Source organism: Vibrio glycogenivorans, assembly GCF_051660965.1.
GTDB lineage: Bacteria > Pseudomonadota > Gammaproteobacteria > Enterobacterales > Vibrionaceae > Vibrio.
Genome location: NZ_JBPVIS010000001.1, coordinates 490786 through 513506, shown reverse-complemented (window position 1 = coordinate 513506; position 22721 = coordinate 490786). Strand labels below are relative to the sequence as shown.

Genomic DNA, 22721 nt, shown 5'->3' with positions numbered 1-22721 from the left:
CATGTCATTGCAACGAATAGACCAAACCCAGCGAGCGGTGACCGCTCGCTTGACCGACAGCGGCAGTGAAACTGCATCGTTAGACGCTGCCTTGTTGTTGTGTCACGTGCTCGATAAACCGCGCAGCTACCTGTTGACTTGGCCTGAGAAAACGCTGAGTAGCGAGCAGCAAACTCAGCTTGAGACGCTGACTGTGCGTCGAGAGCAGGGTGAGCCGATGGCATACATCCTTGGGTATCGTGAGTTTTGGTCGCTAGAGCTTAAAGTAGCCACCTCAACCCTAATCCCTCGCCCTGATACCGAACGCTTGGTTGAGCTAGCGCTGGATAAGGCGCAGGGTATCGACGGTGATATTCTCGATCTCGGCACCGGTACGGGTGCTATCGCTCTGGCGTTAGCCTCTGAGCTGCCGCAGCGCCGAGTGGTCGGTATCGATTTTCAATCAAGTGCTTATCAGCTAGCTTGTGAAAACCGAGACCGCCTTGCCCTTCGCAATGCAGAGTTTTTACACGGCAGTTGGTACCAGCCACTTGAGAGTGGTGCCAAGTTTGCTGTCATTACCTCAAATCCACCCTACATCGATGCCAAGGATCCGCACCTAGAGCAGGGGGATGTGCGTTTTGAGCCAAAAACGGCGCTGGTGGCAGACAACCATGGCCTGGCTGACATTCGCTACATCACTGAGCACGCACGAGCCTACTTGCTCCAAGGTGGCTGGCTGCTGCTAGAGCATGGCTACGATCAGGGTGAGGCGGTACGCGCCATTTTGCACGAGTTTGGTTTTAGCTCGGTGGTGACGGAAAAAGACTTTGGTAATAACGACCGAGTGACCCTTGGTCAGTGGACGACTATTTCATAGGTGGGATTATGTACGAAGGCATAAAACAACTTCATCTGTTGACCATCGCACTCAGCGCGGCGCTTTTGACCGTGCGTTATGCAATGATGATGGCTAACTCTGGCTTAACTCAAGCCAAATTTTTTCGCGTCTTTCCCCATGTGAACGATAGCTTACTCTTGCTCACCGGTTTGATTTTGATGTTTATGACCGGCTTTACGCCACTGGCTCCGGGCGGTTTATGGTTGAGCGAGAAATTTACTTGTGTGATCGCCTACATCGCGCTGGGCTTTTTCTCACTGAAAATGGCGCGCAACAACCTGCTAAGAACATTCGCTTTCTTTGGTGCGCTGGGCTGGCTTGCGATGGCGGGTAAAGTCGCGGTGAGTAAAGTACCCATGCTTTTGGGTTGAGCCAGACTTAACGTAGTTTTAGGAACAAAATGCAACAACTGTTTGACGAAGATTTTGACGCGATTGAACTTGTCGAGGGAGCTTTGATCCTCAACCAAGCGATCAATCCAGACACCCAGGTACATTGGGCTCATGAGGAACTTAGCCGGCTGCTTAAAGAAGCGGAGTTGACGCTGGTCAATGAGCGTCACGAGCAGAGTCGTTTCGAGTCTTTGCTGCGTCTGTTTTATTCCGAGTGGGGTTTTAAGGGTGACCAAGACAGCTACTTCCACTCGAGCAATGGTTTTGTTGATCAGGTACTCGAGCGTCGATGTGGCATTCCGGTCAGCCTTGGCGCCATTCTGCTGTACATCGGTCGCAAGCTGGGGTTTCGCATGCAAGGCATTGCGTTTCCTACTCAGTTTGTCGTCCGTATCGATTGGCAGGACGGGGAGTCGCAATACCTCAACCCATTCAATGGTGAGTATGTCACGACCCATACACTGCGTGCATGGTTGGTTGGGCATGATGGCCCGCTTGCGGCGATCAAGCCAGAGGATCTTGAGGTGACGGATCATGCGACGGTGATTGGCCGCTGGTTAGCACTGCTGAAAAGTGCGTTGCTGCGTGAGGAAAACTATACGCTGGCTCTGCACTGTACCGATCTCGCGTTAACTTTTGTTCCCGATGACCCCTATGAAATTCGTGACCGTGGTTTTATTTACCAACAGTTGGAGTGTCATCAGATTGCTCTGACTGATTATCAATATTTTATCGACCAATGTCCTGAAGACCCTGCGGCTGAGTTACTCAAAACGCAAGTGAATATTATGGGTCGCAAGGAAGTTGTTCTACACTAATCGCGGTGCTAATGCCGCTTACAATAGAGAAATAACATGGAACAAAAAGTAGTTCATGTTGGTGATATTCCAGTAGCCAACGATAAGCCATTTACGCTGTTTGCCGGTATGAACGTACTTGAGTCGCGTGACCTTGCGATGCAGATCTGTGAACACTACGTAAAGGTAACAGAGAAGTTAGGTATCCCTTACGTTTTCAAAGCATCGTTCGACAAAGCCAACCGCAGCTCAGTGCATTCATACCGCGGACCTGGTCTTGAAGAAGGGATGAAGATTTTCCAAGAGCTAAAGGACACCTTTGGCGTAAAGATCATCACTGATGTTCACACCGAAGCGCAAGCCCAGCCTGTGGCTGATGTGGTTGACGTGATCCAACTGCCAGCGTTTCTTGCCCGCCAGACTGATTTGGTTGAGGCAATGGCGAAAACCGGCGCGGTGATTAATGTGAAAAAACCGCAATTCATGAGCCCGGGCCAGGTGGGGAATATCGTTGAGAAGTTTGCCGAGTGTGGCAATGAGAATGTGATCCTGTGTGAGCGTGGCGCTTGCCATGGCTACGATAACCTCGTGGTTGATATGCTGGGCTTTGGCGTGATGAAGAAGGCGTCAAACGGCAGCCCAATCATCTTTGACGTGACCCACTCGCTGCAGATGCGCGATCCGTCAGGCGCGGCTTCAGGTGGTCGTCGTGAGCAAACGGTAGAGCTGGCAAAAGCGGGCTTGGCGACCGGTATCGCGGGTCTATTTATCGAGGCGCACCCAAATCCAGATCAGGCGATGTGTGATGGACCATCGGCACTGCCACTGGATAAGCTTGAGCCTTTCCTTGCGCAAATGAAAGCGCTTGATGATCTAATCAAGGGCTTTGAGCACATCGATATTCGATAACTGCATATAAATTAATTGAAAAAGCGAGCTTCGGCTCGCTTTTTGTGTTTTATATTTAAAGCACAAAAAGCTCTAGGGGCGGGGGTCGGGGACGGGCGTTGCCCTTCGAGGAGCGAGGCGTTTAGTGGGCGTGATAGGTTATGTATTCCCAGGTCGAGGTGTGCTCCGACTATTATTTAGTGATATATGGAAAGCAGAGGGAAAATTGATGAGAAAACGATCGCTGATAAGAGTAGGTTTGCTGAGTATTTTAGCTGTGGTGCTTTTGGGTTGTGGCAGTGAGCCGGCTCAGACTTGGCAAGCGGATACTACCTATCGACTGACTATTTTGCACACCAATGATCATCATGGGCGGTTTTGGCCAAATCGCTACGGCGAGTATGGGATGGCGGCGAGGAAAACCTTGATTGATCAGCTGCGGGCGGAGATTGAGCAGCAAGGGGGGAGTGTCCTCTTGCTCTCTGGTGGGGATATTAATACCGGTGTGCCTGAGTCAGACTTGCAGGATGCCGAGCCTGATTTTAAGGGGATGAGCTTGATTGGCTATGATGCGATGGCGCTGGGCAATCACGAATTTGATAATCCCCTTGAGGTGTTGGCAAAGCAGATCGAGTGGGCCAATTTTCCCGTGCTGTCGGCCAATATTTACGACAAGCAAACGGGTGAGCGCAAGTATCAAGCCTACCAAATGTTTGACAAGCAGGGGCTGCGCATTGCCGTGATCGGTTTGACGACCGAAGACACGGCTAAGATAGCGAATCCAGAATTTATCGGCGGGATTGAGTTTCGTGATCCCAAGGTTGAGGCTAAGGCATTGATTGCTGAGTTGCAGAAGACCGAGCAACCGGACCTGATTTTTGCCGTGACACACATGGGACACTACGCCGACGGCAATCGCGGCGTTAATGCGCCTGGTGATGTTGCCTTGGCACGTTTTCTAGAGCCGGGGATGCTCGATATGATAGTGGGTGGTCACTCACAAGAGCCGGTGTGTATGGAAGGCCCGAATATGTATCAGCGCAGTTTTAAGCCTGGGGGTGCCTGTCAGCCGGATGTGCAAAATGGCACTTACATTGTTCAAGCCCATGAGTGGGGCAAATACGTAGGGCGCGCGGACTTTGAGTTTGAAAATGGCCAGCTTGCGATGGTGAGTTATGATCTTATCCCGGTCAATCTCAAGCAAAAAGTTGAGCTAAATGGCGAGTCGCAGCGCGTCTTTGTGCGCAGTGAAATTGCACCTGACCCAGAATTGGAGGCTTTTCTGCTGCCTTATCAGCAAGTGGGTGAGGCGCAACTAGGTGAAACCATAGCAATCACTAATGGCAAGTTAGTTGGCGATCGCAATGTAGTGCGCTTTGAGCAAACCAATCTCGGATATTTGATTGCTCTGGCTCATATGCAGCGCGCGAAAGCCGATTTTGGTGTGATGAACTCGGGCGGCGTGCGTGATTCAATAGAAGCCGGTGAGGTGACCTACAAGGATGTGCTGACTGTGCAGCCGTTTGGCAATATGGTTAGCTATACCGATATGTCCGGCGAGGAAGTGCGGGCGTATCTTAATCAAGTCGCAACCAAACCGGTCGATTCTGGTGCCTATGCCCAGTTTGCTGGTATCAGCATGGTGGTGGCCAATGGCGAGGTGAGTCAGGTCGAAATTGGTGGAGAGCCACTTGATCCTGAACGAATCTATCGTTTTACCGTGCCGAGCTTTAACGCAGCGGGTGGGGATGGTTACCCAGTTCTTACTGACCACTCCGGTTACGTGAATACAGGATTTGTTGATGCCGAGGTGCTGAAAGAGTATCTTGAAACCAATAGCCCAATTGATGTCGAACGCCTTGCACCAGGCAAGCGCATCATTTACCACTAATTTAACTCACAGGGAGTGTGCCCATTTGTTCGGATGCAAATGGGCGGTTGACCATGACACCAGCAATCAAACTACTTGAAAAGCGCGCTACACCACACAAGGTATTGCAGTATGAACATGACCCTAGGGTCGAGAGCTATGGCCTAGAGGCGGCAGAGGTGCTTGGCCTGCCGGCAGAGCAAGTGTTTAAAACCTTGCTGGTGGCATTGGATGGTCAGGTGAAAAACCTAGCGGTAGCGATCATTCCCGTTGATCGCAAACTGAGCCTTAAACTGGTGGCCAAAGCATTGGGTGCCAAAAAGGCCGTGATGGCCGATCCCACGGTCGCGCAGTCAGTGACCGGATACGTGGTCGGTGGAATTAGCCCACTGGGACAAAAGAAGCGCTTACCAACCGTTATCGAGCAATCTGCCCAGCCTCAGGCGCAGATTTGCGTCAGTGCAGGCAAGCGTGGCTTAGATATTCAACTGTGTCCTAAAGCGCTCGCTGGGCTAATTAGTGCTAAGTTTGCGCCAATTAGCGCCGAGTAAGCTTGCTGATAGGCAGAGACTTGCTTATCATCGTCCTCAGTCGCTCTGAAATCATAGCCAGTTACCGGTCTTATGGCCGTAGCGAGAGCAATATCGACAGCAACATTAGGATCAGTATGCGTAAAATTGCATTGTTTTTTATTAGCCTGCTCAGCTTGCCCGTTTTGGCCATGAGTCAGGTGAATCTTTATCAATCGTCGGTTGTTATTGACCCGGCGGCAGCCAATGGCGATCAACAAGCACGCGCACAGGGGCTTGAGCAGGTTATTGTGAGAGCCTCCGGTGATGCCGATGCCGCGAGTAACCCAGTGATCCAAAAGGCGCTTGGGCAGACGTCGCGTTATGTAAGACAGATCAGCTACGCCTCTCAAGGCGAGGATCAAGTCATTCGCCTCGTGTTCAGTGAGCCTGCGATACGCGAGCTGCTTGTTCAGGCAGAGCTCCCTTACTGGCCTGCAAGACGCCAGACCGTCTTGGTATGGTTAGCAGAAGACAGCCCTGAGCAGCGAGCCATTAGCTGGGAGTACGCGGATACCGAGTTTATGCGTGAGCTGAAACAGCAAGCGCGAGTTCGCGGTGTACCATTGACTTTCCCTCTTGGTGACTTTGAAGACATGACCAGTATCGAGGTGTCGGATATTTGGGGTAACTTCACCACAACGGTTGAGGCGTCGAGTCAGCGCTATCCGGTTGATGGGGTGCTGGTGGTGCGTCGTGACGCACGCAATACACGCTGGAACCACTATGCACAACAGCCGAGTGATGGGCTGCGCAACACGCAGCGTGATAGCGCCTCAAGCACCGAGGCGGCCGAGCAGATCATTGATCAGCTTGCGAGCTACTATTCACAACATAACGCGTTGCAAAGCAATGTACAAAGCGCTGGCCAAACGGTGGTGACGTTTGAGAATGTCGTCAAGGCCTCACAGCTGTTTAAACTGGAACGTGGTCTAGAGGCATTGAGCAGTGTGGCGAGTGCCAGTGTGGTGCAAGTCCAAGCGGATAGGGTGACATTTGAGGTCGATCTGCTTTCTTCACGCGGTGTATTCGAGCAATCAGTGCAAGAGGCACTTGGGAATATCGTGGCCGAGGACAGCACTGCTGAAGTGCCGCAGCCTGCCGTGCCAGTGCAAATGCCAGAGCCTGATTTGGAATCTGAGCCGTTAACCTTTGCACTCTAATTGTGTGTGATGCGAGGACTCAACCGAGTCCTCGTGTCTATGCCTTGCAATCTATACTTTGATTGCATTGCCTTAAAAATAGTAGGGCCTGAGAGCTACTTCTGCTCCATGGCGTCTTCCTTCACTCCTTTGCACCATACTTCTGCTTTTCAATCCGCTCTAATTCAGAGATCTTTTTTAATCTTTGCCCAAGCTCTCTGCCTCGCATTCGAGCATAAAGGGTATTGGCAATAAAGGCGGCAGAGACAATGACAAGCTCGACAATCGCCAGCCAACGTTCACCCTCATCGAGATAGACAATCGTCAGACTGTGAAGAAAGTACAGCATCAGGATAAAATTGGTCCAGGCGTGAGTATAGGGCTTACCAGCCAGCATCCCAGGTAAGGGTAGTAACAGTGGCGTCGCCCATAGTAAGGTTAAGGCGATTGGGCTTATCTGTGGGTTGGGAGATAGGGTCGATTGCCACACAACCACCCAGATGAGTAAAGCCAAGTGAGCGCAGAGGGCAAAATAGCGAACCCGCCGTGTGGTTGTGGTGAGGTTATCCATGTCAATATCAGCCTTTCTACTTATGATAAAACAAGATGTTACTTGAATGTAACAGCATAACATACCCCAACATATGCCGTCTTTAGTCGCTAGCTGTGGCGACACGGATTAAAAACACTGCGGCAATCGCTGCTCAACGTAATCAATGAAAGCCTTTATCTGGGTTGGAACAAATTTAGATTGCGCATACTGGGCAACGATATCACCCTGATAGTTACCACTCACGTGCCAATCAGGGAGTACCGCCACCACCTCACCTCGCTCAATATAGGGCCGGATTGCAAACTCAGGGAAGACCGAAATACCGACTCCGCGCAGCACCGACTCACGACGGATCTCAGAGTGATTGCAGGCAAAGGACCCACTGACATTCACCGCGTGCTTTTGCCAGCCGTTACTAAACTCCCACAGGCAATCACGCGGATTTTCTCCCAAGCGGATGCAGTTGTGTACCTCCAGCTGCTCTGGATGGACTGGGGTGCCATTTTCATTCAGGTAAGACTGCGCTGCCACCATCAGTAGTTGGCAATGCCCAAGCGTGCGTGAAATTAGGCCTTCGGTTGGGGAGTGAGTGATTTGAATTAGAATATCCACCTCATCACCAATGGGATCGATATAGTGATCGGCTACCTTGAGTTGCAGTTTCACTCTGGGATATTCGTTAATGAAGTCCATCACAATCGGCATCAGAACTTGCCTTGAGAGCGCCTTTGGCGCTGCCACCCGTAACGTACCTGAGACCTCGGAGCGATCGGATTGGGCAGCGTAGACGGCAAGCTTTGCAGCATCAAGCATATCTTTGCACAGAACGAACACCTCTTGTCCGATTGGGGTGAGGCGCATTTTACGCGTGGTGCGTTCAAGTAACTTTTCCGCCAGGGCCGCTTCCAAGCGCAACACGGTGCGAGAGACAGATGAAGGCGCAACCCCTAGGTGATGCGCCGCTTTAGAAAAGCTCTCTAGCTCGACCACTTTGACAAACACGGCCATCTCCGGCAGCAGAGGAATAAGTTCATTTGTGTCCACAGCGCAATTATCCTTTGCAATTTTCCAATATTGTTACTCTGAGGTTATGTATTAATACTTATATGGTCAAGAATGCATCAATTGAAGGGATGGCAAACGATGAAAAAAATAATCCACAATCTCGACCAACTTCACCAAGTTGCTGGGCAGTGTCAGCATTTACTCACACTCTTTTCTGGTGGACTAGACAGCTCATATTTACTTGAGGTGCTCAAAGATGCTCCCTGTAAGGTCACCGCGGTGGCGATTGATCTTGGGGATGCGCTTGATAAACAACAACTCACCCTGATCACTAAGCACTATAACGTTGATTTAGTGATGCTCGATGCGCGCAGCGACTTTGTCGAACATGCCCTGCTTGGCGCGATTTGGCATCAGGCGAAATACCTTAATGACTACCCTGTGTCGTCCTCTCTCTCAAGGCCGGTGATCGTCAAGCAAGCGGTACAACTCGCGAGCAAACTGGGTTGTGACGCAATCATTCATACCGCCACACAGTCACAAAATAGCCTACGTCGTCTAAATGGGGCGATAGAGCGAAGCGGCTTTAGCGGTTATTACGGCTCACCGTATGAGGGCTCACCTGTATCAAGACAAGAAAAGGCCAAGGCGCTATTTAATGCCGGCCTAGTTGGGTTCAAATCACGCACCGTGAGCTGTGACTCTAACCTGTGGTGTCGCGAGTTTGAATCTGGGCTACTCGATGACCCTGAGAACTGTCGCGTACCAGAATCGCTCTATGCGTGGTCTTGTTATCGACCTGAGTACCATCTCGACAATCACCAAGTGACCGTATCATTTTATAAGGGCTATCCGACGGCGATTAATGGTAAGCCTCAGCCGCTGCTGAGCATGATTGAATTTCTCAACCGTCATGTGGGCAGTTACCAGATTGGCCGGTATGTTGGATTTGACCATCTTGCTGGCGATGAAAAGGTGCTAGAAATCCGTGAGGCGCCCGCGGCCACCGTGTTGATGCAGGCATACAAGTTATTAGAAACCGCTTGCCTGCCAACCGATGTGCTCAGAGCCAAGCTAAGTCAAAATGATATTTGGACCCAAGAAGCGGTTGAAGGGCGGTTTGGCTCGCCCCTACAAATGGCCAGCCAAGCCTTTGTTGCCTGCACCGCTCAGTCGGTAACAGGCAGTATCACCTTTGAGCTTAGCCGTGGGCAATGCTTGCCGAGTGCGATAGTGGCGAGCCACCCTCGCTATTTGCGTGATAGGGATCTGTGGGAGCGAAATGCGGTCCATCGGGATAGCCAGCCTTCACTCGCACCATCTTCCACGCAGCATGTCGCATAGGGGTATGGCCATGAAGATCATTTCTCGCCAAGACTTTGACAGTCACAATGCCCAGCAGCTCAAAGAGCAACATTATCAGTGGATAGATAGCGACTCGATGCTTGAGCGGCTGAATGTCTCTGCTCGGGATATCAATCTGTTTCGCGGCTGCTGGGAAGAGTTGGCACTGGATGAATATATGGCCGATGGCGGGCGTTACCGCTATCGCCGATATGGACAGCTGCACAAAGCCGCAACCAGTGAGCACTTAGCACTCTTACCTCACGCCCCCTACATGCAGTCGGATGATATCAATCCGCTCAATGGTGGGGTCAAACGGCACTTTAAACCTCTGACCGATGAGTTTGTTACGTCACCCGTGCTCGAGCAGGTACTGCTGATGTTGGCCAAGCTCTACGATCAGGCGCAGGGGCAAGATTGTGCTTGGCATATTGCACTGCACCCTTATCGAATCATGTCGACCTTCACCATGCCGGGCAAGCCAACACCTGAGGGGCTGCACCGTGATGGGGTGACCTATATCGCATCGATGTTGATCCGTCGCAGTCATATTCAAGGAGGGAGCACCAAGATCACCGACAACAATCGTCAGCCGCTTAAGCGCATCACCTTGAATCGACCGCTAGAGCTGCTGGTTGCCGATGATGCGCAAACCATGCATGAGGTGAGTCCGATCGAGCCTGCACGTCCTAGCACGCCAATTGGTGTGCGGGATGTATTGGTTATCGCGTTTACCAAGCGGGAGGTCAACCATGTCCACCCTAGTTAATACCTTAAGCCGTGGCATACGCTTTCCTTTTACCGAGTTACTGCTGCTAGCTGTAGCGATTGTCTGGGGTTCGAGTTACGGCTTAACCAAGTCAGCCCTAGTGTATACATCAGTACTCGGCTTTATCGTGGTGCGCTTTAGCTTAACGAGCTTACTACTGATGCCGCTAGTAGTACGAGACTTTCGACGCGGTCGCAATCGAGATTGGCTCGCAGCACTGCCCACTGGGGGCATACTTGCGGCGATCTTTTTCTGTGAGGTTTATGGCGTTTTTCATACCAGTGCGTCGAATGCGGCTGTTTTGATCAGCCTATCCGTTATCTTTACCACGGTAGCAGAGCGCTTGATCAACCGGAAGTCCGTGGGGCAGGGGATAGTGCTGCTGGCTTTTTTAAGCGTGATTGGGGTGTTCTTGCTCACTTATCAAAGTGAGCGCAGCTGGTCGTTTAATCTGGGTGATTATTTCATCCTCGGTGCGGCGCTGCTTCGAGCCTTGATGGTGACATCCACCAAGCAATTGACCGAGGGGAAACAGGTCACCACGGTAACCTTAACGGCCTTGCAATCGGCAACGGTGGCAGCCAGCGCCTTGTTGGTTATGGCATTGAGTGGTGATTCGCTCACACTCCCCAAGAGTGGTGCTTATTGGCTGATCACCTTGTACTTAGTGGTGTTTTGTACCTTGTTTGCTTTTGCGGTGCAAAACTACGCCGTGCGTCGCACCTCGCCGACCCGAGTTTCCTTGTTGATGGGTAGCGAACCCTTGTGGGGTGCGTTATTTGCCATCTTTTGGCTTGAAGAGAGTCTGAGTTGGGTGCAGTGCTTCGGCGCTGCCCTGATCCTTGTCAGTGTGGTGGCAACCTCACTGCGCCAAGAACGATGACGTTGGCAAGCTAGGCGTCTTTGAGCCTGTAGGCTGCTTTAGCAAGTCGAGCGCCCAAGCTTTGTGCCAGTTCGCTCTCATGTGAGCTGAGCGCATGCTCATCGCCAACCGCGGTAGCGCCATAAGGCGTTCCCCCTGATTGGGTGGTGTGCAGCGCGGGCTCGCTATAGGGGATGCCCATAACCAACATACCATGATGAAACAGGGGCAGCATCATGCTTTGTAAGTTGGTTTCTTGTCCACCATGCAAGCTGCTCGATGAGGTAAACACACAAGCGGGTTTGTCGATGAGCGCACCACTGACCCACAACTGGGTGGTTTGATCCCAAAAGTGTTTGAGAGGGGCGGCCATATTGCCAAACCAGACTGGGCTGCCAAGGGCGAGACCATCACAATTGGCTAAGTCGGCCAAGTTGGCGATCGGATCTTGCGCCTCTCGAGTGCTCTCCAGCTCACTGACGGTCATGAGCAGTGCCTCACATCCGGCAACGGACTCGACACCACGAGCGATATGACGCGCAAGCAAGCGCGTCTTACCGTGTCGGCTGTAATAAAGGACCAGGATCCTAGCCATTAAACGATCTCAAGTACTTGCTCTGGTGGACGACCCAATCGAGCTTGGTCATTGTTAACCACAATTGGACGCTCAATCAGTTTTGGGTGCTCGGCCATCGCGGCAAACAGCTGATCGTCGTCGGCGAGTTTCAGCTCAAGTTGCTTGTAGATATCCTCTTTGACGCGCATCATCGCGCGCACATCATCAAGGCCAAGCTTGGCGAATAACTGGCGCAATTCACTTTGCTCTGGCGGGGTTTCAAGGTATTTGATCACTTGTGGCTCTATGCCTTGCTCCTGTAAAAGCGTCAGGGTTTGTCGGCTTTTTGAGCAGCGTGGGTTGTGATAAATGATGACTGACATAGTGGTTCCTTTGGTTATTGTTGTTGGCCCTAGCGTATGGCTATCTCAGATTGAGAAAGCGGTCGCGCTGCTCCATCAATTGGTCGATTCTGGCGTCATAGCGCGCCTGTTTAAGACTGCCTAGCTCGGCAATCTGACCTGCTTGGGTGTAGAGTTGGATGGCACGATTCCAGTTGGCTTTTAGCGCCAGAATTTCTGCTCGTGCTGCCAGCTCTTCATCGCGGTTGCCCAGTGCGTCACTGACTTCTGACAATAGGTGCCAACCGTTGACATCTTCAGGGTTGTCATGGGTATAGCGCTGCAAAATTCGCGCAGCGTCAGAGTATTGCTGGTCCTTGAGCAGCACGTTGGCATAGTTGATCGTCAGCACGTTGTTGCGCGGGGTTTGCTTGAGTGCTCGTTGTAACTTATCGATGGCCACCTTTGGCTCGCCTTTCTCGATGTAGAGATCAGAAATCGCATCCAGATAAAACAGGTTGTTCGGGTCGCCAGAGAGCAACTTAGTCAAAATTGGCTCGGCTTGGTCAAGCTTCTTGCTATCAAGATAGACCAAGGCACGACCGTACTCGAAGGCGTCAGCGAGCTTAGCATCGCTGCGGCGCTGGGTACGCTCCATCCAGTCGAGAGCAGCATCACTATTAATCCCCGCGTAGCGTGCCACTATCCGACTGCGAGCCAGATGATACTCAAGTGAGGGCATGATACGCAGTGGCGGGTATTGTTGTGCACGCTCGCGTGAATCCGTGACACGATCTTCTGGCAGTGGGTGGGTGAGCAGCATCGGTGGCGGCTTACTCGCGTAGCGGTACTCATCGGCAAGGCGGCTAAAAAACCTCGGCATCGCGTTGGCCTCAAAGCCCGCCTTTGCCATGGTGGCGAGGCCGAATCGATCGGCCTCTTTCTCATTGCTCCGAGTGTAGTTAATCTGGCTTTGCATACTGCCAGCAGCCGTGGCCGTGATCGCCGCGATACCGGCCTCAGGCGCGGCGATGGCAAGGAGCAAGGAGCCGGCAAGAGCAGCGATGGTGGCCGGGCTGCGGCGAGCTTGGTCTTCCATCGAGCGAGCAAGGTGGCGTTGGGTAACGTGCGCTATCTCGTGGGCGACGACCGAGGCCAGCTCACTCTCGGTTTTTGCATGTAGAAACAGACCGGTATGCAGGGCAACATAACCACCGAAAAAAGCGAACGCATTGATATTGCGGTCACTAATCATAAAAAAAGTAAACGGAGTTTTCACATCGTTGGCGTTGGCAACCAAGCGATGACCTAGGCTGTCTATGTATTGATTTAGCACAGGGTCATTGACGATCGGGTAGCTATTTCGCAGCATGCGCATATAGGCCTCACCGTACACCGATTCCTGTGCGATGCTCAGTGTGCCTCCGGCCGCAGTGCCGATGTTTGGCAATTCGATGGTGTCAGCGTTCACGCTGGTTGGAAAAGTCAACGCGGCACTCAAGGTGAGTGCGAGCAACGAGCGTGGACGGAAAAACGTGTTGATAGCGGTTACTCCATAACATCGGGGTTATACCCTTTGGATCTTCTACTACATTGACAACACAAATGCCAACGAGTTTCAACCGAGCGAGTGTATCATTTCTATACATTTCTTTGTACGCCAATCTCTTTTGACGGTCACAAAAAGCAGATACAATGATTGGACAATAATCTTTGTAACTTGCTGATGTCTGACAACTACCTAGATCTAACACAACAAGGTTGCCCACAAGCTTTGCTACTGTTTAAGCGTTTTTGGCTTAAATTGCCGGCAAGCTCAGTGGCGAGTGTACGCTTACAAGATGGGGCCTCGTATCGCGACATAGAACGCTACATGGTCGCTCAGTCGATTTCTTATACTCTCCATCAGTCAGGTGATGAGATTAATATCAGTCTAAAAAAGGATAAGTAATTAATGTTTGAAATGGTGCGGCGTTGGTATCGAAGACGCTTTTCTGACCCAGATGCAGTGAGCTTGGTGGCGATACTGATCTTTGGGTTTATTACTATCTACTTTTTTGGTGGCCTGATCGCACCATTGCTGGTGGCCATCGTGTTTGCTTACCTGCTTGAGTGGCCCGTTGGTCAACTGACTCGAATCGGTATGCCTCGAACGCTAAGCGTCATCCTTGTTGTGACCTCGTTCTGTGGTTTGATGCTGCTGGCCGTCTTCGGTCTCGTACCAACGGTATGGCAGCAGGTGGCCAACCTAGTCAACGATCTTCCTAAGATGTACACCGACCTACAAGTGTTTGTTGGCGATCTCCCTAAACGCTACCCAGAATTAGCCAATCTGCAGATCGTCGAAACCATCATAGATAACGGTAAGAATCAGGTGCTGGCTTTCGGTGAAACAGTGGTGAAGGGCTCTCTGGCCTCGCTAGTGAGCCTTGCAACACTGGCGGTTTACCTGGTACTGGTGCCGCTGCTGGTGTTCTTTTTGCTTAAAGACAAGCAAGAGATGCTGGCGATGCTGACTGGGATCTTGCCCAATAATCGCCGATTGGCGACTAAGGTCTGGGTGGAGATGAACGAGCAAATCTCAAACTACATTCGCGGTAAGGTGCTAGAGATCTTGATTGTCGGTGGTATCAGCTATATCACTTTTGCCCTGATGGATCTGCGTTATGCGATTCTTCTTGCGGTTGCAGTTGGCTGCTCTGTGCTGATCCCATACATTGGCGCAGCAGTGGTGACGGTACCAGTGGCGATCGTTGGTCTGTTCCAATGGGGGTTGAGCAGCGAGTTTTATTGGTTGCTGATCGCCTACGGAGTGATCCAAGCTCTGGATGGGAATGTGTTGGTGCCGGTTCTATTCTCAGAGGCCGTTAACCTACACCCAGTTGCGATCATTATCGCCGTGCTGGTGTTTGGCGGCATGTGGGGATTCTGGGGGGTGTTTTTCGCTATTCCTCTCGCAACCTTGGTTAAGGCCGTATGGAATGCCTTACCTGTTAATGATGAGCGACTTGAACCCACCGAGTCATAACGAGTGCAATAAACGCATATCGAAAAAGCAGCTCCAGTGAGAGCTGCTTTTTTTATTGCTAACAACCGTATTGCTAACGTCATAGTGAATAAACTAAAATCCCGCCTTATTTTTTCAATGTCGGCGTGCTACACCGCGACGTCATAGAGTTCACGGATCACACAGAGTACTGGCACCACTTACGTCAATTTATCACTTGATTGATCAGGGTGTTACTAGAGGAAGTCAATGAAATTTAGCCATAAAATAGTTACTGCATCATCGTTGTTGATGCTAATGACCGTGAGTGTTTTGTCCTTTCAGCAAGTGACCACCGTGCGCAGTGAAGTGCAGACGCTGGTGGAGAGCAGCTTGAATGAGCTGCTCAATGGCGCGCGAAACACGGTGGCGGCGGCAATTGAGCATAAGCGCTCGCTAGCAAAGACCACCACTGAGTCTATGGAGCTCAATCCCAATGACCCGAGCTTTATTCGCGACCTTATCGAGCGCAATGAGGTAAAGAGCGGGTTTATGGCGGCGGGGCTTGGTTATCAGAGCAATGGTCTGTTTATCGAAAATGATGATGACTGGACAGCAGATGCCAGTTATGACCCCCGTCAGCGCCCCTGGTATATCGATGCGCAAAACTCGGGTCATGAACAGGTGGTCACAGAGCCCTACATTGATGATTCGACGGATACCGTGATTATCTCCATCGCCAATGCCGTTTACGATCAGGGCCGCTTGGTTGGTGTCGGTTTTTTTGATGTCGACTTAGGTATCATGGCAGAGATTACCAACAGTACCAATTTGATGGATGCGGGGTACCTGTTTGTGGTGACAGAAACAGGAACGGTTATCGCCCACCCTGATAGTGCGATGAATGGCCAGTCAATAGAGCAGTTCCTGCCTGGAGTGACCATCGCAGAGCGCTTGGTTGAGCATGAGATTAACGGCCATCAGTACCTGGTCAATTTTGCCAAAATAGCCGGAGAGTCTTGGTATGTTGGTGCAATTATCGATGAGGACGTAGCCTTTGCTGCCGTGGATAACCTGCGCAACAACGCGGTGGTGATGGGGCTGATTGCCGTCTTGATCAGTATTGTCGCTTTGGGTGTCTTGATTAAGGTATTGATGCGCCCACTGGTTGAACTCAATCAGGCCCTTAAAGATGTCGCGTCAGGACAAGGTGACCTCACCAAGCGCTTAGAGACTAATACCGATGCAGAATTTGCTGAATTAGCACAAAGCTTCAATGCTTTTAATGCAACTCTACAGGCACAAATCATCGACTCTAAAGCCATTTCGGACCAAATTAAACAAGGTACCGAGCTGACGGTGGCCAACTCAGAGCAAGCATCGGTGGCGATGCAGGCACAACAGCAAGAATTGGAGCAGTTGGCCACGGCGATGAATGAGATGGCCGCCACGGCGAATGAAGTAGCGAATAATGCTCAGGGTGCTGCAAGCGCGGCACAGCAGGCGGATACTGCCACCAGTGAAGGCTCGGTTGTCGTCGAGCAGACCACGGTAGCGATTGACACGCTATCGGCACGTATTGAACAAGCGGTGGAGCAAGTGCATGGACTTGAGAGCGCGACAGGCAATATTGAGACGATCCTTAAGGTGATCAACGATATCGCTGACCAAACTAACCTGTTGGCCTTAAACGCGGCGATTGAAGCGGCACGTGCGGGTGAGTCTGGGCGAGGATTTGCCGTGGTAGCAGATGAAGTGCGTACTTTGGCACAACGAACCCAGCAGTCAACCACAGAGATCCGCACCATGATTGAGCAATTGCAAGCGGGTACTCGCTCGGTGTCGGTGACCATGTTGGAAAGCCGTGCTCAAGCCAATGAGACTGTTGCAAGTGCACAAGAGGCCAGCCAGGCTCTGCAGCGTATTCGTCAGTCGATTGAGCTTATTTCAGACATGAATTTGCAAATTGCCTCCGCGGCAGAAGAGCAGAGCTTAGTGGCCGAGGAAATCAATAACAATACAATGAAAATTAAAGATCTATCGACTCAAGTTGTCGACGCGGCGGCTGATGCCAATCAAGCCATGGTTGAGCAAATGAATAGTGTTGAGCGTCAACAGCAGTCGCTAAACCAGTTTGTGGTTTAAATCTATTTGACGTTTAGATAAAGGCATCGCCAGCGAAGACTGGCGGTGCCTTTATTGTTTTTACACTCGCAGAAAATACAGATTAGGAGTAATTAGGTCTATTCCAGTTGAAATAAAATCACAACATAGATGCTTTAACGTGTGCGACAAACATGCTGAGGTAATCTGATGAAGTTGTTATTGATTGTTTTATCGCTATTTCCTACCGTTGCACTTGCCCACAGCGCCGAATCCACGGCGGGTTTTCTAAGTGGAGTCGTTCACCCTATGACAGGTTGGGATCACCTGTTAGCCATGATTGCAGTGGGTGTCTTAAGCAGTCGCTATGGCGGAGCGACTATTTGGCAAGTTCCGGCTGTGTTTATTGCGTCAATGCTGGTGGGATTGTATCTGGGTGAAAGCGGCCATAGTCTCAGTCATTATGAGCCGGCCATCGCTTTGTCATTGGTCCTTTTTGGTGCCTTGATCGTCTATCGAGCAACGCCACCGTTACTGGTTATGTTACCCATTGTGCTGTTTTTTGGTGTCTTCCACGGCTACGCGCACGGAATAGAGATCAGTGGACTAATCAACCCAACCGGCTTTCGTAAAGGCTTTTTTATGGGCTCAGTGATCATTCACGTGGTGGGTGTGATGCTCGGCATGGTGCCACAGCAATACCGCCGTTATCACCAAGGTGTTATGGTTAGCGGTTACGGTTTTATTATTGCCGGTTGTATGAGTTTGATTTACGGATAATTAAGATGTTGAAACATGGAATATTTGCTGTCGCCTTTGGTTTGATAGTATGGCTGCTGCTGGACTATCAAGCGGTGGACAAAGACAGTACCTTGACTATTGGCGGACCGTTTGAGTTTACCAGCCAAGACTTGGCCAAAGATGGCTATATCTACACCCGGTTACAAGTAGCGGAGTCACTCGTCGAGGTGCAGCCCAATGGCGAGTTAGCGCCTAAGTTGGCACGCTCGTGGCAGGTTAGTGAGGATGGCTTAACTTGGCAATTTGAGCTGCGCGAGGATGTCGTGTTTCATGATGGTCAGCCACTTGATGCAGCTAGCGTGCTCAACTCGTTTGATCAGGCGCTAAAAAAGCCAGGCGTGTTACAGCAACTGCCACTCAAGCGGATGACCGCCTCGGGGCAAAGCGTTTATATTGAATTAGACCAGCCATTTCGCCCACTTCTGTCGATACTGGCGCATTTTTCAGCCGCGATCTTGTCACCTGAGTCGTTTGACCTTGATGGGAATGTGACTGATATCAAAGGGACTGGACCGTACCAGGTGGCGGTTTTGGCACCGCCACATAAGCTCAACGTGGCACGTTTTGAACACTACTATGGTCAGCAACCTCAGATAGAAGAGCTGCACTATCTAACCGGCCACCGCGCTGAGAGCCGTGCGCTACAGGCTCAAAGTGGTCAGGCGGATCTTATCTACACGCTCGACCCAGCCAGCCTGGATATGCTGCAGCGCTCAGAGGTGGTTGATGTCGTCAGTGAGTCGATCCCAAGAACGGTGGTGATCAAGCTTAACAACGAGCATCGTTTTCTTAACCACCCTGATGTGCGTCAGGCATTGAGTTTGGCTCTCGATCGGGAGGGTATCGCCTCACATATCGTTCGCGTACCAGACTCGCAGGCGTATCAACTTTTTCCACCGGCACTTAGCCACTGGCACATCGACACAGTAGAGCATCAAAGTCGTGATCTTGACTTTGCCAAGACCTTGTTAGCGGAGCAAGGGTGGCAACTCGGTGCCGATGGCATCCTGACACGTGATGGCGAGTCCTTTGCGCTGAATATGGTTACCTATGCCGATCGACCTGAGCTCACCGTGATTGCAACCGCCATTCAAGCGCAATTGAGGGAACTAGGTATCGATATCGACATCACCGTCGATAACTCGAGCGCCATCCCAAGAAGGCATCATGACGGGACATTGGAGCTGGCCTTGGTTGCGCGCAACTTTGGCACCCTTTCCGACCCTTTAGCGCTGTTACTTGAGGATACCGCTAACCACCATGGCAGTGACTGGGGACATATGAACTGGTCGTCTGCGGAGCTCAATCAGATCTTTAGTCAAATGATGTCAGCGCCAGAGAGTGAATATCCACGACTCAGCCAGCAAGCGGCCACTATTCTCGCGACGGAGATGCCGTTGATCCCCGTGACCTTCTATACCCAGCAAGTCGCGGTTAACAAGCGCATTGAAAACTTTGTCTTTGATCCGTTTGAAAATAATTATCGCGCCTCGGAGATGTATTTTGCTAAGTAAAATTCTACTGCGTCGGGCCGGCCAAGCGGGGTTGGTCGCTTGGGCGGTGGGTACGCTCACTTTTGTCCTGATGCGGCTCTTGCCGGGCGATTTTGCCTATCGTATCGCCGCTGGACGTTATGGCTATGACTATGTCAATCAAGCCGCGGCCGAGGCGGTGAGCGCTGAGCTAGGTTTAGACCGACCGGCCCTCGTTCAATATCTTGAGTGGCTACTCAATCTCATTCAATTCAATCTGGGTGATTCACTGGTCAGCGGCAACCCTGTATCGCAAGAGCTGTATCACCAGTTGGGGCACTCGCTGCAACTGGCGCTGTTTGCGACCTTTTTCTCGTTGCTGGTTGCCATCCCGTTGGGTGTGTACGCTGGGCGTCATGCAGGCTCTATGGGGGATAAGATCTCGCTGGTCTTTTCCATCATAGTCCGCGCGCAGCCTGTGTTTGTTATCGGTTTGATTTTGGTTCTGCTTTTTGCGCTTAAGTGGCGCCTATTGCCGGTCGCCGGGTTTGGCAGCAGTGAATTTGTCATTTTGCCCGCGATATCACTGGCTTTAGCCATGGCGGCGTTATCCAGTCGAATGATCCGTAATTCTACTTATGATGTGGTGAACGCGCCGTATTATCGTTTTGCTCGCTACAAGGGGTTAAGTGAGGCACAGGCATTTACCCATCACGCCCAACCGAACATCATCTTGCCGGTGCTCGCTTTCGTTGGTATTCAAGCGGTGGGATTGATTGAGGGGATAGTGATGATTGAGTCGCTGTTTTCCTGGCCCGGCATCGGGCATGCGCTTGCCCATGCCATCTTTGGCCGTGATGTGCCTATGATCCAAGGCGCGGCACTGATGATGGGGCTTATCTTCGTTGCCCTCAACACCCTGGTAGATTTAATCGGTTATGCCTTAGACCCGAGACAAAGAGAGGGCGCTCTAGCATGAAAAAGTTAGCTTTATCACAGCGAATTGGGCTGGTGATGATCTTGGGTGTGTTGGCCGTCATCGTCCTTGAGGCGGTGTTTTGGGGCAACGATCCTGCTAGGCAAAACCTAGATAAGGTGTTTGCGCTGCCAGACCTTGCCCACCCACTAGGGACTGATCAGTTTGGGCGCAGCAACCTAGCCAGGCTATCGAGCGCCCTGCAGACTTCCTTGTTAATGGCTCTGTTTTGCGTGGCGACCTCTGCAACCTTAGGTGTTGTCCTCGGCGTGCTTGCGGGTTGGTGCCGTGGCTGGGTGGATGCGGGACTGTCTTTCTTGGTTAATATCTTACTCGCGCTGCCCGGTCTTATTCTGGTGCTGCTGTTTGGTGCCTTGGTGCCGGGGTCTTTCTTTATCTTGTATGTGGCGATATCCATGGTGCTGTGGGTTGAGTACTTTCGGGTTATTCGCGCTCGAACCATGGCTTTGGTTGAGTCGCCGGAAATCGAAGCCGCGAAGCTGTATGGCTTTGGCCCAAGATACATCTTCGTTAATCACCTATGGCCGAATTTCAGAAAAGATGTGTTCACGCTAGCGTGCTTTGGTGCCGGTAACTCCATCTTGGCCCTGGCTTCGATTGGATTTGTCTATGTTGGACTCAAGCCGCCGCACGCCGAGCTGGGCTTGATGATGGTGGAGTTGTTCCCTTATTACAGTGATGCAGCTTGGGTGCTACTGCAACCATTGTGCGCTGTGGTGGTATTGGTATTGAGTTTTCATTTAATCGCGAGGGCTGAGCGTGTCTGATTTCATTGTTGAGATTGAGTCGTTAACCATTCAATCATCGAGCGCTAAAATTGTTGATGACCTCTCTTTGTCACTGCATTTGGGGGTTCCGGTGACGATTTTAGGCGAGACCGGCTCGGGGAAGAGTATCCTTGCTCAAGCGATCATGGGCGCGCTCCCTGAGGGGCTCACCTCTCAGGGCTCGGTCAAGGTGTTCGGTCGTGATGTCCAAGAACGCGAGTATATTGAATCCTTGTGGGGCAAGAAGGTGACCATGCTGCCTCAAGAGCCCTGGCTCTCTCTCGACCCCATCATGCCAATCGACAAGCAGATGGGTTTGGTTGAGACACTGGTGTGCCAGCGTGATAAGACGTCGGCGCATCAGAGGGTGAAAAAGCGACTCGCTCATCTCGGTATCGGCAAAGACGGGCATAAGGTACCGAGTCAGCTCTCAGGTGGCATGGCTCAGCGCGCGGCTTATCTGTGTGCAACAGCGGCAGGTGGTGAGATCTTGATCGCCGATGAGCCGACCAAGGGACTGGATCAGTCGCGTGCCCAGCAGGTGACTGAACTGTTGCAGCAACACAGCCAGCATAAAGCCTTGCTGACGATTACCCATGACATCGATGTCGCACGAGCGCTCAAAGGCGAGGTCATTGTGATGCGCCACGGCGTTATCGTTGAACGAGGCGACAGTGAGCAGGTGCTCAATGCACCGCAGTCGGATTACGCAAAGCAGCTCATTAGCGCCCATCAAGCGGATTACTCGCCGTTTCGAGCGCCCTCTAGCTCGCAGCCGGTTCTGCTTTCGGCGAGCAAGCTGACCAAGCAGCGAGGCGGGAAGACGCTCTTTCGCGACCTAAGCCTTTCGATCCGTGAAGGGGAAATCCTTGGTATCAGTGGGGATAGCGGTGCAGGTAAGTCAACCCTTGCTGACATCTTACTCGGATTAACCAGCGCTGACTCTGGTGAGGTGGTAAGGGATGATACGCTCGCCGTTGGCAAGGCGCTCAAGTTGTACCAAGACCCGCCTGCAGCCTTTGCTCAAACGTTAACCTTGGGCAAGCACCTAAACGATTTGTGTCAGCTGCACCAGCTCGATAGTGGACAAATCGCGCCTTTACTTGAGCAACTTAAACTCAGTGAGAGTTTATTAACTCGTAAACCTGGCCAGGTCTCTGGCGGTGAGCTGCAGCGCTTTGCTATGCTGCGCGCCCTGATCATGCAGCCGAAGCTGATCGTCGCCGATGAGCCCACCTCAAGGTTGGATCCATTAGTCGGCTATCAAACCATGACCTTGTTTCTTGAGCAGGTCACGCGAGTGGGCTGTGCTACTTTGTTGATCAGTCACGATATTGCGATGCTGAAGCAGGTGTGTCATCGGGTTATTTATATCGAAGACCTTCAGGGGTCAGAAGCACTGGGCAGCACGCAAAAGTGCCCCTTAGCGCTTGCAGCGTCATCAAATTGAGCTTCCAGTTAACGAAAACGATGAGTAAGAGAATGAGTAGGACGGATAAGGGCTGGCGAGAGTGGTTAAAGTTTGTGTTTCAAAGCGAGTAAATAGCGCTGTTATTGCTAGTGCTATTTACTCGCTAAAGGGTTATTTATGACTGAGCTATTTTAGAATCACCGAGTGGCGAATCTT

At 51.5% G+C, this 22721-nt stretch carries 23 protein-coding genes; 18 read left to right on the top strand and 5 right to left on the bottom strand.

Going from position 1 to position 22721, the window contains the following annotated elements; translation table 11 throughout:
- Position 1: 1 nt before the first annotated feature.
- The 7 genes from prmC to ACSTTG_RS02270 all read left to right on the top strand — a co-directional run bounded on the left by prmC (position 2) and on the right by ACSTTG_RS02270 (position 6559).
- Positions 2-859 (top strand): peptide chain release factor N(5)-glutamine methyltransferase, encoded by an 858-nt coding sequence (gene prmC / locus ACSTTG_RS02300; RefSeq protein WP_438473692.1) that lies wholly within the window; start codon positions 2-4, stop codon positions 857-859.
- A gap of 8 nt (positions 860-867) precedes the next feature.
- Positions 868-1251 carry a SirB2 family protein gene (locus ACSTTG_RS02295; protein ID WP_438461262.1) on the top strand — a complete coding sequence of 128 codons (384 nt, stop codon included), beginning with the start codon at positions 868-870 and terminating at the stop codon, positions 1249-1251.
- A gap of 29 nt (positions 1252-1280) precedes the next feature.
- Entirely contained in the window at positions 1281-2090 is an 810-nt protein-coding gene (locus ACSTTG_RS02290; protein WP_438461263.1) for a SirB1 family protein, read from the top strand.
- Positions 2091-2126: 36 nt separating this feature from the next.
- Positions 2127-2978, top strand: coding sequence for a 3-deoxy-8-phosphooctulonate synthase (gene kdsA, locus ACSTTG_RS02285; protein WP_438461264.1), 852 nt, complete (start codon positions 2127-2129; stop codon positions 2976-2978).
- Positions 2979-3186: 208 nt separating this feature from the next.
- Positions 3187-4848 carry a bifunctional UDP-sugar hydrolase/5'-nucleotidase UshA gene (ushA, locus tag ACSTTG_RS02280; RefSeq protein WP_438473691.1) on the top strand — a complete coding sequence of 554 codons (1662 nt, stop codon included), beginning with the start codon at positions 3187-3189 and terminating at the stop codon, positions 4846-4848.
- Positions 4849-4901: 53 nt separating this feature from the next.
- Positions 4902-5378, top strand: a complete 477-nt coding sequence (gene ybaK / locus ACSTTG_RS02275) for a Cys-tRNA(Pro) deacylase (RefSeq protein WP_438461266.1) — start codon at positions 4902-4904, stop codon at positions 5376-5378.
- Positions 5379-5494: 116 nt separating this feature from the next.
- Positions 5495-6559 carry a DUF2066 domain-containing protein gene (locus tag ACSTTG_RS02270; RefSeq protein ID WP_438461267.1) on the top strand — a complete coding sequence of 355 codons (1065 nt, stop codon included), beginning with the start codon at positions 5495-5497 and terminating at the stop codon, positions 6557-6559.
- Between the two features lie 121 nt (positions 6560-6680).
- Here the strand turns inward: ACSTTG_RS02270 and ACSTTG_RS02265 are convergent, their stop codons facing one another.
- Together ACSTTG_RS02265 and ACSTTG_RS02260 are read right to left on the bottom strand one after the other, a co-directional pair.
- A complete protein-coding gene (locus ACSTTG_RS02265; protein WP_438461268.1) occupies positions 6681-7109 on the bottom strand; it encodes a DUF2069 domain-containing protein in 429 nt (142 codons plus the stop codon).
- Positions 7110-7217: 108 nt separating this feature from the next.
- Entirely contained in the window at positions 7218-8135 is a 918-nt protein-coding gene (locus ACSTTG_RS02260) for a LysR family transcriptional regulator (protein WP_438461269.1), read from the bottom strand.
- 99 nt (positions 8136-8234) lie between these two features.
- Here ACSTTG_RS02260 and ACSTTG_RS02255 point away from each other — a divergent pair, with 99 nt between their 5' ends.
- Genes ACSTTG_RS02255 through ACSTTG_RS02245 form a run of 3 tightly spaced genes read left to right on the top strand, consistent with a single transcriptional unit; the run spans position 8235 to position 11092 of the window.
- Complete coding sequence (locus tag ACSTTG_RS02255; RefSeq protein ID WP_438473690.1) at positions 8235-9440, top strand: argininosuccinate synthase-related protein; 1206 nt, start codon at positions 8235-8237, stop codon at positions 9438-9440.
- Positions 9441-9450: 10 nt separating this feature from the next.
- Complete coding sequence (locus ACSTTG_RS02250) at positions 9451-10209, top strand: 2OG-Fe dioxygenase family protein (protein ID WP_438473688.1); 759 nt, start codon at positions 9451-9453, stop codon at positions 10207-10209.
- Complete coding sequence (locus tag ACSTTG_RS02245; protein ID WP_438461273.1) at positions 10193-11092, top strand: DMT family transporter; 900 nt, start codon at positions 10193-10195, stop codon at positions 11090-11092. Before ACSTTG_RS02250 ends, ACSTTG_RS02245 begins: the two co-directional genes overlap by 17 nt.
- A gap of 10 nt (positions 11093-11102) precedes the next feature.
- Here the strand turns inward: ACSTTG_RS02245 and wrbA are convergent, their stop codons facing one another.
- Genes wrbA through bepA form a run of 3 tightly spaced genes read right to left on the bottom strand, consistent with a single transcriptional unit; the run spans position 11103 to position 13511 of the window.
- Positions 11103-11666 carry an NAD(P)H:quinone oxidoreductase gene (gene wrbA, locus ACSTTG_RS02240; protein WP_438473687.1) on the bottom strand — a complete coding sequence of 188 codons (564 nt, stop codon included), beginning with the start codon at positions 11664-11666 and terminating at the stop codon, positions 11103-11105.
- Entirely contained in the window at positions 11666-12010 is a 345-nt protein-coding gene (gene arsC, locus ACSTTG_RS02235; protein WP_438473686.1) for an arsenate reductase (glutaredoxin), read from the bottom strand. Before arsC ends, wrbA begins: the two co-directional genes overlap by 1 nt.
- Before the next feature lie 40 nt (positions 12011-12050).
- The gene (gene bepA / locus ACSTTG_RS02230) at positions 12051-13511 is read right to left on the bottom strand and encodes a beta-barrel assembly-enhancing protease (RefSeq protein WP_438473908.1); all 1461 of its coding nucleotides are present in this window, start codon (positions 13509-13511) and stop codon (positions 12051-12053) included.
- A 156-nt stretch (positions 13512-13667) separates the two neighbouring features.
- Between bepA and ACSTTG_RS02225 the strand changes: the two genes are divergently transcribed.
- The 8 genes from ACSTTG_RS02225 to ACSTTG_RS02190 all read left to right on the top strand — a co-directional run bounded on the left by ACSTTG_RS02225 (position 13668) and on the right by ACSTTG_RS02190 (position 22544).
- Positions 13668-13919: a sulfurtransferase TusA family protein gene (locus ACSTTG_RS02225; RefSeq protein ID WP_438461276.1), complete on the top strand. Its 252-nt coding sequence runs from the start codon at positions 13668-13670 to the stop codon at positions 13917-13919.
- 3 nt (positions 13920-13922) lie between these two features.
- On the top strand, positions 13923-14996 hold the full coding sequence (locus tag ACSTTG_RS02220; RefSeq protein ID WP_438461277.1) for an AI-2E family transporter: 1074 nt from the start codon (positions 13923-13925) through the stop codon (positions 14994-14996).
- Positions 14997-15224: 228 nt separating this feature from the next.
- Positions 15225-17099, top strand: a complete 1875-nt coding sequence (locus tag ACSTTG_RS02215) for a methyl-accepting chemotaxis protein (RefSeq protein ID WP_438473685.1) — start codon at positions 15225-15227, stop codon at positions 17097-17099.
- 168 nt (positions 17100-17267) lie between these two features.
- Positions 17268-17837, top strand: a complete 570-nt coding sequence (locus tag ACSTTG_RS02210) for a HupE/UreJ family protein (RefSeq protein WP_438461279.1) — start codon at positions 17268-17270, stop codon at positions 17835-17837.
- Between the two features lie 5 nt (positions 17838-17842).
- Positions 17843-19372: an ABC transporter substrate-binding protein gene (locus tag ACSTTG_RS02205; RefSeq protein ID WP_438473684.1), complete on the top strand. Its 1530-nt coding sequence runs from the start codon at positions 17843-17845 to the stop codon at positions 19370-19372.
- Complete coding sequence (locus ACSTTG_RS02200; protein ID WP_438473682.1) at positions 19362-20309, top strand: ABC transporter permease; 948 nt, start codon at positions 19362-19364, stop codon at positions 20307-20309. The genes ACSTTG_RS02205 and ACSTTG_RS02200 overlap by 11 nt, the downstream gene beginning before the upstream one ends.
- Positions 20306-21094, top strand: a complete 789-nt coding sequence (locus ACSTTG_RS02195) for an ABC transporter permease (protein ID WP_438473681.1) — start codon at positions 20306-20308, stop codon at positions 21092-21094. Before ACSTTG_RS02200 ends, ACSTTG_RS02195 begins: the two co-directional genes overlap by 4 nt.
- Positions 21087-22544 (top strand): ABC transporter ATP-binding protein, encoded by a 1458-nt coding sequence (locus tag ACSTTG_RS02190; protein WP_438473680.1) that lies wholly within the window; start codon positions 21087-21089, stop codon positions 22542-22544. Before ACSTTG_RS02195 ends, ACSTTG_RS02190 begins: the two co-directional genes overlap by 8 nt.
- The last annotated feature ends 177 nt before the right edge of the window (positions 22545-22721 follow it).